The organism is Paramagnetospirillum marisnigri (assembly GCF_001650715.1).
GTDB classification, from domain to species: Bacteria; Pseudomonadota; Alphaproteobacteria; order Rhodospirillales; family Magnetospirillaceae; genus Phaeospirillum; species Phaeospirillum marisnigri.
The window spans coordinates 59676-74586 of record NZ_LWQT01000040.1 but is presented as its reverse complement, the minus strand read 5'-3'; the positions used below and the strand labels follow the sequence as shown (position 1 = coordinate 74586).

At 66.3% G+C, this 14911-nt stretch carries 9 protein-coding genes; 8 read left to right on the top strand and 1 reads right to left on the bottom strand.

Features of this window, described 5'->3' with window-relative positions; all coding sequences use genetic code 11:
- Positions 1-2 precede the first annotated feature (2 nt).
- The 8 genes from A6A04_RS04530 (at position 3) to A6A04_RS04495 (ending at position 13799) form a co-directional block, all read left to right on the top strand.
- Complete coding sequence (locus A6A04_RS04530) at positions 3-1781, top strand: acyl-CoA dehydrogenase (RefSeq protein WP_068490339.1); 1779 nt, start codon at positions 3-5, stop codon at positions 1779-1781.
- 54 nt (positions 1782-1835) lie between these two features.
- The gene (gene lptF, locus A6A04_RS04525) at positions 1836-2957 is read left to right on the top strand and encodes an LPS export ABC transporter permease LptF (RefSeq protein WP_068490337.1); all 1122 of its coding nucleotides are present in this window, start codon (positions 1836-1838) and stop codon (positions 2955-2957) included.
- A gap of 17 nt (positions 2958-2974) precedes the next feature.
- Positions 2975-5782, top strand: a complete 2808-nt coding sequence (locus tag A6A04_RS04520) for an LPS-assembly protein LptD (RefSeq protein ID WP_068490335.1) — start codon at positions 2975-2977, stop codon at positions 5780-5782.
- A gap of 54 nt (positions 5783-5836) precedes the next feature.
- A complete protein-coding gene (locus tag A6A04_RS04515) occupies positions 5837-7111 on the top strand; it encodes a peptidylprolyl isomerase (protein WP_068490333.1) in 1275 nt (424 codons plus the stop codon).
- A 4-nt stretch (positions 7112-7115) separates the two neighbouring features.
- The gene (gene pdxA, locus A6A04_RS04510) at positions 7116-8132 is read left to right on the top strand and encodes a 4-hydroxythreonine-4-phosphate dehydrogenase PdxA (protein ID WP_082914694.1); all 1017 of its coding nucleotides are present in this window, start codon (positions 7116-7118) and stop codon (positions 8130-8132) included.
- Positions 8129-8974 (top strand): 16S rRNA (adenine(1518)-N(6)/adenine(1519)-N(6))-dimethyltransferase RsmA, encoded by an 846-nt coding sequence (gene rsmA / locus A6A04_RS04505; RefSeq protein WP_068490331.1) that lies wholly within the window; start codon positions 8129-8131, stop codon positions 8972-8974. Before pdxA ends, rsmA begins: the two co-directional genes overlap by 4 nt.
- Before the next feature lie 36 nt (positions 8975-9010).
- Positions 9011-12043, top strand: coding sequence for a hypothetical protein (locus tag A6A04_RS23065; protein ID WP_156612468.1), 3033 nt, complete (start codon positions 9011-9013; stop codon positions 12041-12043).
- Positions 12044-12386: 343 nt separating this feature from the next.
- The gene (locus A6A04_RS04495; protein ID WP_082914699.1) at positions 12387-13799 is read left to right on the top strand and encodes a methyl-accepting chemotaxis protein; all 1413 of its coding nucleotides are present in this window, start codon (positions 12387-12389) and stop codon (positions 13797-13799) included.
- A 10-nt stretch (positions 13800-13809) separates the two neighbouring features.
- Here the strand turns inward: A6A04_RS04495 and A6A04_RS04490 are convergent, their stop codons facing one another.
- Positions 13810-14904, bottom strand: coding sequence for a ParA family protein (locus A6A04_RS04490; RefSeq protein ID WP_068490325.1), 1095 nt, complete (start codon positions 14902-14904; stop codon positions 13810-13812).
- Positions 14905-14911 lie beyond the last annotated feature (7 nt).

The window sequence follows — 14911 nt, the reverse complement described above, 5'->3', positions numbered from 1 at the left end:
CCATGCCCACCTTTTCCGCTCCCGTCCGGGATATGGCCTTCGTCATCGAGGAGATCGGCGAGCTGTCGCGCATCAGTGCCTTGCCGGGCCATAGCGAGGCCACCGCCGATCTGGTGACGGCGGTGTTGGCGGAGGCGGGTAAGTTCGGCGCGGGCGTGCTGGCGCCGCTCAATCCGGTGGGGGATCGCCAGGGCTGCCGGTTGGAAAACGGCAAGGTGTCACTGGCGCCCGGTTTCGTCGACGCCTACAAGCGCTTCGTGGCGGCGGGTTGGAACGCGGTGCCGTTCGACCCCGAGTTCGGCGGCCAGGGCCTGCCCTGGCTGGTGGGGACGGCGGTGCAGGAAATCTGGCATTCCGCCAACATGGCCTTTGGCCTGATCCCCATGCTGACCCAGGGCGCGGTGGACCTGCTGAGCACCCACGGCACCGAGGACCAGAAGGCGCTCTATCTGCCCAAGCTGGTCAGTGGCCAGTGGACCGGCACCATGAACCTGACCGAGCCGGGCGCTGGCTCGGATGTGGGGGCGCTCAAGACCAAGGCGGTTCGCAAGGGTGATCACTACCGCATCACCGGCCAGAAGATCTTCATCACCGGCGGCGAGCACGACGCCGCCGAGAACATCGTTCATCTGGTGCTGGCCCGCCTGCCCGACGCGCCCCCCGGCGTGAAGGGAATCTCGCTGTTCTTGGTGCCCAAATTCCTGGTCAATCCCGATGGCAGCATGGGGCAGCGCAACGACATCAAATGCCTGAAGCTGGAACATAAGCTGGGCATCAACGGCAGCCCCACCTGCGTCATGGCCTATGGCGATGACGAGGGCGCCATCGGCAGTCTGGTGGGGGGCGAGAACCAGGGGCTTGCCCTGATGTTCACCATGATGAACAACGCCCGGCTGGCGGTGGGACTGGAAGCCATCGCGGTGGCGGAGCGCGCCATGCAGAAGGCCCAGGCTTATGCCCGCGAGCGGGTCCAAGGCATCGCGCCCGGCCATGCGGCCCCCGGCCCCATCATCCGCCATCCGGATGTGCGGCGCATGCTGATGACCCAGCGGGTGCTGGTGGAGGCCAACCGCGCCCTGGCCTATTACGTGGCGTCCCGCCTGGATATCGCCCGGCGCGATCCCGACAAGGCCGAGCGTGCCCGCGCCCATGCCGAGGTCGACCTGCTGATCCCGGTGGTGAAGTCCTGGGGCACCGACAGCGGCGTCAAGGTCGCCGATCTCACCATCCAGGTCTTCGGTGGCATGGGCTTCATCGAGGAGACCGGCGTGGCGCAGCATCTGCGCGATGTCCGCATCACCGCCATCTATGAAGGCACCAACGGCATCCAGGCCATGGATCTGGTAGGCCGCAAGCTGATCCGCGACCAGGGCGAGGCGCTACGCGCCCATATCGCCGAGATGCGCAAGGTCGACGAGGCCCTGGCCGCCGTGGGCGGCGAGGACTTCGCCGTGCTGCGCCGCCAGTTGGCGGCGGCCGTGTTCGCGGTCTCGGCCGCCATGGATTTCATTCTGACCCGCCATGCCGGAGATCCCCATCTGGCGGGATCGGTGGCGGCGCCTTTCCTCGATCTGCTGGCGGTGACGAGCGGCGGCTGGCTGATGGCCCGCATGGCCCTGGCCGCCAACCGCCGCCTGGATGAGGGCGGGGATGACGAGGCCTTCCTGATCGCCAGGATCAAGGCCGCCCGCTTCTTCGCCGATGTCATCCTGCCCCAGGCGGGCGCCTTGCTGGGGGTGATCGAGGCTGGAAGCGGCGCCGTGGCGGAAGACTGGCTGTAGGGGCGCAAGCTTTCGCTGTTCGGCAGGGCGGGGGATGTCTATAATCCCCGCGCGATGTCGGGAATTACGCGATACATACTGCGGCAGATGGTGGTGGGGATGCTGTTCGTCTCCATCGCGCTGACCTGTGTCTTGTGGCTGACCCAGTCGCTGCGCTTCGTCGAGATGATCGTCAACAAGGGCCTGTCCATCGGTTCCTTCCTCAAATTGACCCTGCTGCTGATGCCGGGCTTCCTGGTCATCATCATCCCTATCTCGCTGTTCGCGGTGGTGGTCTTCACCTTCAACAAGCTGATCGCCGACCGGGAACTGGTGGTGCTGCGCGCCGCCGGGCTCAGCCATCTGACCCTGGCCCAGCCCGCCATCGTCCTGGGGGCCGCCGCCAGCTTGGTGGGCTATCTCCTCAGTTGCTGGCTGATCCCGCTGACGGTGCGGGGCTTTCACGAGATGCATTGGAGCATCCGCAACGACATCTCCAACGTGCTGTTGCAGGAAGGCGTCTTCAACAAATTCGGCGACGGACTGACCATCTATGTCCGGGCCCGCTCCCCCGAAGGGGAGTTGCTGGGCATCCTGGTCCATGACAAGCGCCAAGCCGGGCGCGCCGTCACCCTGATGGCCGAGAGGGGGGCCCTGGTCTATACCGAGACCGGTCCAAGGGTTCTGATGGTCAATGGCAATCGCCAGGAAGTGACGCCCGGCACCGGCAAGCTGTCGCTGCTGTATTTCGATTCCTACACCGTGGATTTCGCCACCGCCACCGGTGCCAAGCGGGAGCGTTTCCGCGATGCGCGCGAACGCAGCCTGGGCGAACTGCTCGATGTGACCGAGGCCGAATCCGGACTGCAGGACTATCGTCGCTTCAAGGTGGAACTTCATTCGCGGCTCACCTCGCCGCTCTACAATCTCGGCTTCGCCCTGCTGGCGGCCTCGATCCTGCTGACCGCCGGGTTCGATCGGCGCGGCCAATTGGTCCAGGTGCTGATCGCCACCGGGCTGATGGTGGCGGTTCAGGCCGCTGCCCTTGGCATTTCCAATCTGGCCACCGGTAATCTGGCGGTGGTACCCGCCATCTACATCAATGCCGCCATCCCCATCGGCTTCGGCCTGTGGGTGCTGGTCCGACCGCCATGGCCGCGCCGCCGCGCGAGCGCCATGGCGGGTGAACCCGTCTGAACCGGCCGAGGCCCGCCTTGTCACGATCCTCTCCCCTTTCCCTGTTTGCCCTGCTGGTGGCGTCGACGGCGCTGGCCGGGGCCGCCCGCGCCGATGTCTCCGATGGCGGCGTCGCCTATCCCGAGGTGGGGGGATGGGGGCAGGCCTGGGGCGAGGACGACATGCCGGTCCGTTCGGCTCCGCCGGTGCGGCCGCGTCCGGCGGCACCGATTCCCTCCTATGTGGCGCCGTCCTATGTGCCGCCGCCACCCGCCGCCGCCCTGCCAAGCCTGCCGCTGGCGCCGTCGCCGGTTCCGGTGGTGTCGCGTCCGGCGCCGCCGCTCACCGATGAAATGGGGCAGGCCTATCCCGAGGTGGGAGGCTGGGGCCAGGCCTGGGGCGAGGAAACCAGCGCGCCCGCCGCCGTTCGTCCGCGCTCCGCCGCCCAGTCGCCGGGTCAACCGGTCGCGGCGCCAGCCCCTCGCCCGTCGGCTCCCGCCGCCGAGACGGCCCCGGCACCGGGGGCTGTGGCTCCGCGTCTGCGCGCCACCGTCACGCCCGGCGGCGGCCTGCCCGCCCAGGCGGAGGAGACGGCGGCCCAGGCCCGTCGACGTGGGGTCTCGGTTTCCATGGAACCGGCCGATATCAGCCCCGATGCCGTCGGGCTGCGGCGCCCCTCGCGCATCATTCCCTCGCCCAAGGCCAAGCTGGAGCGCGACCAGGAGGGCTCGGCGCCGCCGGTTCACATGGAAGCCGATCAGGTCCTATATGACCGGGTTTTCGAGGTGGTGACCGCCAAGGGCCGAGTCGAGATGGTCCAGAGCGGGCGTACCATCACCGCCGACACCGTGTCCTACAACCTGAAGAAGGACCTGATGGGGGCGTCGGGCAATGTGGTGCTGACCGAGCCCACCGGCGAGATCACCCAGGCCGACTATTTCGAGCTGACCGGCGACTTCAAGAACGGCGTCGCCGAGAATCTGCGCCTGATCATGGCTGACAATTCGCGCCTCACGGCGGTGTCGGCCCAACGCTATGGCGGCGACCGGACCGATTTCGAACGGGTGAGCTATACCGCCTGCGAGCCCTGCCGCGACGATCCCGGGCGGACGCCGCTGTGGCAGGCCAAGGCGTTGCGGGTGACCCACAACCAGGCCGAGGCCCAGGTGGAATACCGCGATGCCTGGGTCGAGATGCTGGGTATTCCCGTACTCTATACGCCCTATCTGTCCCATCCCGATCCGACGGTGAAGCGCAAGAGCGGCTTCCTGGCGCCAACAATGGGCTATAACAGTACCCTGGGGACCTCGTTCACCACGCCCTACTTTTTCGTGATGTCCGATCATGAGGATTTCACCCTGGTGCCGCGCTTCATGATGCCGGATTCCAAGTCGGTGAAGGTGACCAAGTCCGATCCCGACGATCTGGCCACCGCCACACTGCAGCATGTCCACCTGCTGGGCGAGCATCGCTGGCGCGGCGTGCGCGGCGAGGCCAAGTCGGTGGGCAGCATCACCGCCGACAAGGACGACGGCAAGATTCGCGGCCATGTGGAATCCAAGGGATTGTACGAGCTTGACCGCACCTGGCGGGCCGGTTGGCAGGCGCAGTACCAGTCGGACGAGGTCTATCGCAACCTCTATCGCATCCGCACCGAGAACGACCGGCCCTGGCTGCTGACCCGGCCCTATGTGGAAGGCTTCGGGCGGCGCAACTACGCCATGGCCGAGGCCATGTCGTTCCAGGGGCATCGGGTGGTGACGGATAATTCGAAGTCGCCCGTGGTGCTGCCCCACTTCATGCATCAGGCCATCAGCGAACCGGGATGGGCCAACAGCTACTGGACCTTCGACAGCGACGTGCTGTCCTATACCCGCTCGCGCGGTACCGTGGCGCAGCGCATCTCGCACCGTACCGGCTGGACCTTGCCCATGACCTCGCCGGATGGGCAGGTGGTGAGCCTGACCACCAGCATGCGCGGCGACGGCTATCGCTCCGAGCATCTGCAGAACTATTCCGGCGAGGTGACGGCGGGGCGCGCGGTGCCGGAAGTCTCCATGAACTGGCGCTATCCCTTCGCCCGCCAGGGGACCGTCATGTCGCAGGTGATCGAGCCGGTGGCCATGGTGGCCATGAGCCCGCGTGGCGGCAACGACGACAAGATCCCCAATGAGGATTCCCTGGCCTTCGAACTGGACGAGACCAATGTGGTGCGGCCCAACCGCCTGGTGGGCCTCGACCGGGTCGAGGGCGGCCTGCGGGGCGGCTATGGTCTCAAATGGTCCGGTTATCCGGCGCGGGGCGGTCGCCTGGGGGTGCAGGCGGCCCAGGGCTGGCGGCGTAATGCCGACGCCACCTTTGGTCCCACCAGCGGCTTCACCGATACCTTCTCGGACTTCCTTGGCCGGGTGGACGTGGCCCCCACCGGTACTCTTGCCCTGAACAGCCGTTTCCGGCTGGACAAGAATTCCCTGCAATTGCGGCGCAACGAATCCACCGTGTCGGTGGGGCCGCCCGCCCTCAGCCTAGCCGCCACCTATGGCTATCTGTCCTCGGTGTCGTCCACCGCGGGGGACATCTATCCACGCCGCCAGTATCTGAGCTACTCCGCAAGTTCGGCCCTGTCGCAATACTGGAAGGCGACGGCGTCCATGAGCCAGGACCTGACCAAGGATGGCGGCACCCTCAGTTGGACCGCCAACACCACCTATAATGACGAGTGCTTCGCCATCGTGGCGGCCATGAGCCGGTACTACACCGATGCTCCGGGCCTGCTGTCGGGATATAATGCGACTCTCACTTTTGTGCTGAAGACCCTGGGCGAGGCTCCGCTCGGCCTGTTCTAATTCCGCCACACCGTTCCGGGGCTTGCCTCCCGGAAGGAACAGAGGATTGCCGGTATGCTGGCTCGTATTGTCGCTGTCACCGCCACCTGCCTGCTCTTGTTGCTGGGCACCGCCGTTCCGGCTTCTGCCCAGGAGGTCGACCGCATCGCCGCCCTGGTCAATGACGACATGATCACCGTCAGGGATCTGGAAGCCCGGCTCAAGCTGGCTATCGTCATGTCCAACCTGCAGGACTCCCTGGAGAATCGGCGCAGGGCGGTGCCACAGGTGCTGCGCAAGATGGTGGACGAGCGTCTCCAGATGCAGGAGGCCTCACGGGTCAAGGTCAATATCGGTGCCGACGAGATCAACCGCAGCATCGCCAATATCGAGCGTGGCAACCGCATGCGCCCTGGTCAATTGCTGGCCTCGCTGCGTCAGGCCGGTGTCGATGTGGACGCGGTGCGCGAGCAGATTCGCGCCGACGTCACCTGGGTTCGGGTGATGAGCCGGGTTCTCGGCCCCAATATCAAGGTGGGCGAGGACGAGATCACCGATCGCATCGACCTCCTGAAGCAGCGGATCGGGCGGCCGGAATACATGCTGGCCGAGATTTTCCTGGCGGTGGACAATCCCAAGCAGGAGGAAGAAGCCCGCAAGCTGGGCGAGCGCCTGCTGGAACAGGTTCGCGCCGGGGCGCCCTTTCCCGCCCTGGCCCGGCAGTTCTCCCAATCGGGCAGCGCCGGCAACGGCGGCATGCTGGGCTGGGTGATCGATACCGCCATCGACGACGAGATCAAGTCCGCCGTGGCCGGAATGAACAAGGGCGATGTCAGCCCCCTGATCCGGGTGGGAACCGGTTTCAACATCGTCACCGTGCTGGACAAGCGTATCGCGGGGGCCCATCTGGCCGATGACGAAACCATGACCATTGCCCAGGTGTTGTTTCCGCGCCCGGTCGCCAGCGGCGGTCCCTCGCCCGAGCAGTTGAAGGCGAAGGCGACGGAACTGACCCAGCCCATCAAGGGCTGCCGCGATTTCGAGGAGTTCGGCCGCAAGCTGGGAAGCGATGCCTTCGGCCGCATGGAAAACGGGCGCAAATCGGAACTTCCGCCCCAGGTGCTGGCCGTGGTCAAGGATATCGCCTTGGAAACCCCCTCTCGCCCGGTGGAATCACCCGAGGGCTATTTCGTCTATATGGTCTGCTCGCGTACCGCGCTGGGGCAGGCGGGGGCGTTGCCGTCGCGTGACGTGATCCGTCGCCAGATCGAGGAAGAGCGCCTGGAACTGCAGGGAAAGCGCTATCTCCGCGACCTGCGTCGGGCCGCCTTCGTCGAATTCAGGCTGTGACCGCGTGAGTGATCCGGGCTTGCCGCCGCTCGCCCTGACCATGGGCGAGCCCGCCGGGATCGGCGGCGACATAACCTTGATGGCCTGGGCCCGCCGGACGGCCGGGGCTCATCCCTTCTTCGTGATCGACGATCCGGATCGCCTCGAGCGGCTGTCTCGCCGCCTGGGGCTGATGGTTTCCCTCCGCGAGATTCGCCATGCCCACGACGCGGTGGACGCCTTTGCGCACGCCCTGCCCGTCCTGGCCCAGCCCCTGGCAATCCCGGTGGAGCCTGGGAGAGCCGATCCGGCCAATGTCGCGGCCGTTCAAGCCTCCATCGAGCGGGCGGTGGCCCTGGCCCGGTCGGGCGCGGCCTGCGCCGTGGTCACCAATCCCATTCATAAGGGGGTGATGTATCAGGGCGGCTTTTCCTTCCCCGGCCATACCGAGTTCCTGGCGGCCCTGGTGGGTGACGGAGCCTTGCGCGAGGTCATGATGCTGGCCTGCCCGGGGCTGCGGGTGGTCCCGGTCACCATCCATGTGGGACTGGCCGAGGCCATTCGAAGCCTGCGGATCGACGATATCGTGGCGGTGGGAACGGTCACGGCCCGGGCGCTGGAGCGGGATTTCGGCATCGAGCGGCCCCGGCTGGCGGTGGCCGGACTCAATCCCCATGCGGGGGAAGGCGGCGCCATGGGCCGCGAGGACGAAGATATCGTGGCACCGGCGGTGGCGGAGCTGCGCCGTCTCGGCATCGACGCGGTCGGTCCGCTGCCCTCGGATACCCTGTTTCACGCCCGCGCCCGCCAAGGCTATGACGTCGCCCTGTGCATGTATCACGACCAGGCGCTGATCCCCATCAAGACCATCGACTTCGACGGCGGCGTCAACATCACCCTGGGCCTGCCCTTCGTGCGCACCTCGCCCGATCACGGCACCGCCTTCGATCTGGCGGGAACCGGGCGGGCTAACCCCGACAGCCTGATCGCGGCGCTGGACACCGCGGCCATGATCGCCGCCAATCGGGCGAAGCGGTCATGAGCGCCGAACTGCCGCCGCTGCGCGAGGTCATCGCCCGCCATGGGCTGGACGCCCGCAAGTCGCTGGGCCAGCATTTCCTGTTCGACCTGAACCTGACCGGGCGGATCGCCCGGGCGGCGGGGGACCTGTCGGTGGGGACGGTGATCGAGATCGGCCCCGGCCCCGGCGGGCTGACCCGGGCCTTGCTCGATGCCGGGGCACAGCGGGTGATCGCGGTGGAGCGCGACGACCGCGCCATCGCCATTCAGCAGGAAATTTCCGACGCCTATCCCGGCCGCCTGGAGATCATGGCCGCCGATGCCCTGGCGGTGGACTGCGCCGCCTTGGGCGAGGCTCCGCGCAAGATCGTCGCCAATCTGCCCTACAACATTTCCACCGTGCTGCTGCTGGCCTGGCTGCGCCGGGCCGATGCTTTCGAGCGCATGGTCCTGATGTTCCAGAAGGAGGTGGTCGACCGTCTGGTCGCCGAGCCGCGCTCGCCCCATTACGGGCGACTGTCGGTGATCACCCAGTGGCGGTGCGAGGTGCGGGCCCTGTTCAACGTCGACCGCCGCGCCTTTACCCCGCCCCCGGCGGTGACCAGCACGGTGGCCGAGATCGTCCCGCGCGCCACGCCGCTGGCCCCGGCCCGGTTCGAAACCCTTGAGCGGGTGACCGCCGCCGCCTTCGGCCAACGCCGCAAGATGCTGCGCTCCAGCCTGCGGCAGTTGGGCAATGCCGAAGCCTTGTTGGATGTCGCGGGCTTGCCGGGCACCGCCCGAGCGGAAGAGATATCCGTGGAAGGCTTTTGCGCACTGGCGCGGGCTCTGGACGAAAAGGCATTATTAACCGGGCTGCCATAGGCTGGGCACATTATGCAGACTCGGTCGGATTCCAGCTTGCTTGATGATCCGGCGACCGTGTCGACGCCGCCGGAGGCGTTTGGCGACCTGCTGGCCAAGGCCTTGGCCGACCTTTCCCATAACGATACCGAGGGATTGGCGAGCGCCGACATCCGGGTGCCAACCGGTCGCCGCAGCCCCATGCAGCGCATCTTGGACCGCCGCATCACTCGGGCGGGGAAAAACCGGGCCGAGGCCGTTCCAACCGCATCGCCGGACTCGTCCGCGCAAGAGACGCCGCTGCCTGGACCCGAGAGTCCAGCCGCCGAGCCGGAACCGCTCGAAAATGCCGAGCATGACCGCGTCGCTTCCGCGCCAGAAGAAGCGGCCCCCTCCATCCTGATCACCACCGGGATCGATGCTATCCCGACGGCCTTGGCGGGCGAAGCCCCCCTGCTGCCCGATCGAATGCGCCCCAGCCTGCTGGAACGGCTTTTCGGCCGTCGCCCGGCGGCTTCGCTCTCCCCATTGCCCCCCGATTCCCCCTTGGAACCCACGCCCGAACCCGAACCGGAAGTCTCGGCGGTGGAGGACGAGGACGACGTTTTGGTCCTAGAGATGGAGGTGGAGCCGGAACCCGTCCCCGACCCCGAACCCACGCCCGAACCCGAACCGGAAGTCTCGGCGGTTGAGGACGAGGACGACGTTTTGGTCCTGGAGATGGAGGTGGAGCCGGATCCCGTCCCCGACCCCGAACCCGCGCCCGAACCGGAAGTCTCGGCGGTTGAGGACGGGGACGACGTTTTGGTCCTGGAGATGGAGGTGGAGCCGGACCCCGTCCCCGACCCCGAACCCGCGCCCGAACCGGAAGTCTCGGCGGTTGAGGACGAGGACGACGTTTTGGTCCTGGAGATGGAGGTGGAGCCGGACCCTGTCCCTGACCCTGACCCCGAACCCGCGCCCGAACCGGAAGTCTCGGCGATTGAGGACGAGGACGACGTTTTGGTCCTGGACATGGTGGTGGAGCCGGACCCTGTCCCTGACCCTGACCCCGAACCCACGCCCGAACCCGAACCGGAAGTCTCGGCGGTTGAGGACGAGGACGACGTTTTGGTCCTGGAGATGGAGGTGGAGCCGGACCCCGTCCCTGTCCCTGACCCCGAACCCGCGCCCGAACCGGACGTCTCGGCGGTGGAGGACGAGGACGACGTCCTGGTCTTGGAGATGGTGGTGGAACCGGAGCCCGTCCCGGAGCCCGAACCCACGCCCGAACCGGACGTCTCGGCGGTGGAGGACGAGGACGACGTCCTGGTCCTGGAGATGGAGGTGGAGCCGGAACCCGTCCCGGCCCCCGAACCCGAACCCGAACCTGAACCTGAACCTGAACCTGAAGTCTCGGCGGTGGAGGACGAGAACGACGTCCTGGTCCTGGAGATGGAGGTCGAGCCGGAATCCGTCCCGGAGCCCGAACCCGCGCCTGAACCGGACGTCTCGGCGGTGGAGGACGAGGACGACGTCCTGGTCTTGGAGATGGTGGTGGAACCGGAGCCCGTCCCGGACCCCGAACCCACGCCCGAACCGGAAGTTTCGGCGGTGGAGGACGATGTCCTGGTCCTGGACATGGAGGTGGAGGTTCCGGCGGCGAAGCCTGACACCGAGATTGATATCGAGGCGTTGCTGGCGGACGAGGCGGAGGACGAGGACGACGTCCTGGTCCTGGACATGGAGGTGGAGGTTCCGGCGGCGAAACCTGACGCCGAGATTGATATCGAGGCATTGCTGGCGGACGAGGCCGAGGATGATGTCCCGGTTCCGGACATGGTGGCAAAGGTTCCTCCGGTCACTCCAAAGCCAGCATTGGCGACGGAAATTGATATCGAAGCCCTGCTGGCGGACGAAGTGGCCGAGGATGACGGCAAGGGGGGGGGCCTGGTTCCACTGGCCTCGACGGCCGATCCCCAGCCCAATCCCCAGCCCAATCCCCAGCCCAATCCAGGACTCGGGTCAGACCCATCCTCATCCAATGGCGAGCATCTTCTGCTCCAGGTGCTCAATGCCTTGTCTGCGCAAGGCATCGCCACGGATCAGCCCATCGTGTCGGAGGCCAGGGCCGGGGATGGGGCGTCGCAGCCCAGCAATCGAGAATTGTTGGAAGGCGTCCTGGCGGCCCTGATGGAGTCCCAGACCTCGGCCGGGGCATCGCCGCAGGAGCCTGGCTCCGCTGGTCTGTCCGGCGAAGGCGATTCGGGCGAATATGCACCATCGGACGACGATCAGGACGTGCTGGTGCTGGATGAGCGCTTCGTGCCACCGCCGCAACAGCCATCGGTGGAAATGGCCCTTGACGACATGGTCAAGCTGATCGCCGCCGCCACGCCCGAGGGAGCGGGTTCCCTTGAGATGCCGGATCGCATCGATGCCCTGGCCCGGTTGCTGCTGACGCCTGCCGATGATTTCGTGGCCCAGGACCTGCTGCATGAATGCTGGCCGCGCGGGGCAAAGAACATCGACAGCCGCGCCCTGTTGGCGGTCTGCATCAACCTGTCGCGCAATTTCGGCCTGCCCGGAAAACTGCCCATGGCCTCGGCCAAGGCCTGGCGCATGCTCGACGCCCGGGTGTTCCAGGACGCCATGGTGCAGAGGCTGGCCGCCATCGCCGATTTCATCGCCGCGTGGCAGGCATCGCAGATCAATTTCCTCAGTCTGGATTTCGGCGAGATAGAGTTGGTCGAGCATCTCTTCGAAAGCATCCATCCTGGCCATAATATCGACCTGCTGGCACGGGTGATGGAGTTCAAGGTTCTGTCCGGCCGCCGACTGGGGTTGCTGCGCCGCATGCCTGTCCATGCCCGCAGGATGGTGGACGGGTTCGGACCCGCCCGGCGCGAGGCCGCGCTGGTCAACTTGGCCCACATCAAGGCATTGTTGGACAGAATTGCCGATACTGGCGGTTTCCGCCCCATCGTGGATGCGGCGGCCAAGTCCCGCGACGAGATCGTCAAACTGATGAAGTCCGTCGCCAATCCTCCGGCCGCGCCGGACGGTGGCAAGCCGCAGGGCGCGGCGCCATTGCCGCTGGGACGAATCTGACGGAGGCCGGAATGAGCGGTTGGGGATGTGCGCATGAAACCGACGGGCGTTGCGGCAAGGTGGCGGGGCGGCCCTGCGACCCCGGGATGAAGGGGTGTGTGCTGGCGGGGCGCTTTCGCTTCACCAATCAGGCGAAGAATCGCCCGGGACCGGCTGCCGTGGCCCAGCCTTCGAAAGAGGAGGGGGAGGCATCTTCCCTACCCGTAACGGTCAGGCGTTTCCAATCCCGACCTCCCCATTCTGATTGACGCATGCCGGGACGATGGGGTTTATTGCCTATAGTGGTTAAGGGACTCGAATAGAAGTGCCGCCACTGGCGCATATGTTCCGGGAGACAATGAACATGGCAGGTCTGGACGGCGGGGATTCCCCGGCGCGGGAAAGCGCTGATTCCTTCGCGACGGAAGTTCTCAAGCGGATTGATAGCCTCAGTCTCGAGGTGGCCGACATCGCGGGCACCATGGACGGGCTGACCCGCTTCGTCAAACATCAGGAACAACTTTTTTCCCATCTGAAAAGCATCGCCCATGCCATGGTCGACACCATCGGCCTGATCGATGTGGCGGGGCAGGAAACCCGGACATTGACCCTTCAGGCGGGGCAACAATCCGCCGACTCGCTCCAGACCATCGATTCAGCCCTGGCGGGGGTCAACACCCTGGTGGGCGCGGTCCAGGGTATCGAGCAGCAATTGGAAGGCCTGGAAGGCGCGCTGGGCGAAGTCAGCTCCATGTCGCGCAATATCCAGAAGATCGCGCGTCAGACCAATCTTCTGGCATTGAACGCCACCATCGAGGCGGCGCGGGCAGGTGATGCCGGCAAGGGCTTCGCCGTGGTCGCCACCGAGGTCAAGACCCTGGCGCGCCAGACCGCCGATGTGACCACCGGCATCGACAATACGGTGCAGAACCTGTCCGGATCGGTCACCACCCTGATCGAGACTTCCACCGACACCCTGAAGATGGCCGATTCGGTCGGCTCGGGCGTCGGCGTCATCAACAATGCCGTCTCGGTGTTCGGCCAGGCCATCGACTCGGTGGAGGCCAAGGTGGGAGACATCTCCCAGGCCGCCTCGCAGTCCCTGTCCCAGTGCCAGGACGTCATGGCTGAGATCGACAAGTTCTTTGAAGGCGTGGCCATGACCACGGAAAGCTTGCTCAAGGCCGACGAACGCATCTCGTCGCTGCTGGGCAATTCCGAGGAACTGATGTGCTACATCGCCGCCTCGGGCTTCCGCACCGCTGACACGCCGTTCATCGAGACGGTGTGCGAGACCGCCCGCAAGGTTTCGCTGACCTTCGAGGAGGCGGTGGCCAAGGGCCGCATCAGCCTTGCCGACCTGTTCGATGAATCCTATCAGCCCATCCCCGGCAGCAATCCGGTGCAGCATATGACGAAGTTCGTCAATTTCACGGATCAGGTGCTGCCTGAATTCCAGGAAGCCAATCTGACCCTGGACGAGCGGGTGGCGTTTTGCTGTTCCTGCGACCGCAACGGCTTCATTCCCACCCATAACAAGCGGGTGTCGCAGCCCCAGGGCGCCGACCCGGTGTGGAACAACGCCAATTGCCGCAACCGCCGAATCTTCAACGACCGCACCGGCCTCAATGCCGGGCGCAATACCAAGAGTTTCCTGTTGCAGACCTATCGGCGCGACATGGGCGGCGGCAAATTCGTGATGATGAAGGACGTCTCGGCCCCCATTACCGTCCAGGGACGCCATTGGGGCAGCGTGCGGCTGGGCTACCGCATCTGATCCACCGGGCTCAGCCCACGTAGTACCAGTGGCCGAAGGCGAAGCCGAGCACCGATCCCAGCGCGATCAGCATGACGGCGACACCGATCTTCCAGCCCAGGCCGGTCACCAGGGCCATCTCGTCCTCGGTGGCGGCCAACTGGTCGTCCCAGGACTCAGCCGGTGGCGGTCCCGGCTCCATGGGTGGAGATTCATGCACCGAGGGCAAGGCGCCCGGCTCGGGGTTGTAGGGGCGGGGCTCGCGCCACTGCTTCAGCCGTTTCAGCGCCTGGCCGCGGTCGGGGTCGGTCAGGGCCGGGCCGCCCCGGTCGATCAGCCGGGCCAGCGCCACCTCGGCCAGGCGGCGATAGGCCAGGGCCGCCGGGGCATCGGGATTGAGCACCACCAGCGGCAGGTCGCGGGCGGCGGCCTCGATCACCGTCAGGTCGCGGGGAATCATCACCGGCAGCACCCGGCCGCCGAACGAGGCGGTGATGGCTTCCTCCAGCCGGTGCATCAACTCGCTGTCCTCGGTCATGGTGAACAGGATGCCCATGGTGTCGAGGTCGCGGTTGAAATGGGTCCGCACCCGCTGGATGTTCCACCACGCCTTGTGCAGCCCGTCCAGCGCCATGGGGGAGGGAACGACCGGCAGGATCACCACATCGGCCGCCACCGAGGCGTTGACCGACAGGATGCCGAAGGCGGGCGGGCAGTCGATCACCACCACGTCCACGTCCTCGGGCGTGGTGGCCAGGGCGCGTTCCAGCACATATTGAGGCTCGGGCTTGACGGCGATTTCCACATCGGCCCAGGACAGATCGTCGGAGCCGGCCACCAATCGCAGATTGGGATAGGGGGTGGGGCGGCAGGCCTCGGCCACCTGCACCTCGCCACGCAGCAGCTGATAGGCGCCGGTGGCGGCGGGCGAGGACAGGCCGACGCTGGTGGACGCGTTGCTTTGGGCGTCCAGGTCGATCAGGATCACGTTGCGGCCCAGCGAGGCCAGGCACACCGCCAGATTGACGCTGGTGGTGGTCTTGCCGATCCCGCCTTTTTGGTTGAACACCACCACCACCGTGGGCTTGTGCCGTCCTTCGGGCCTCGCGCTCTCGATCGCCGACATTGCCGCT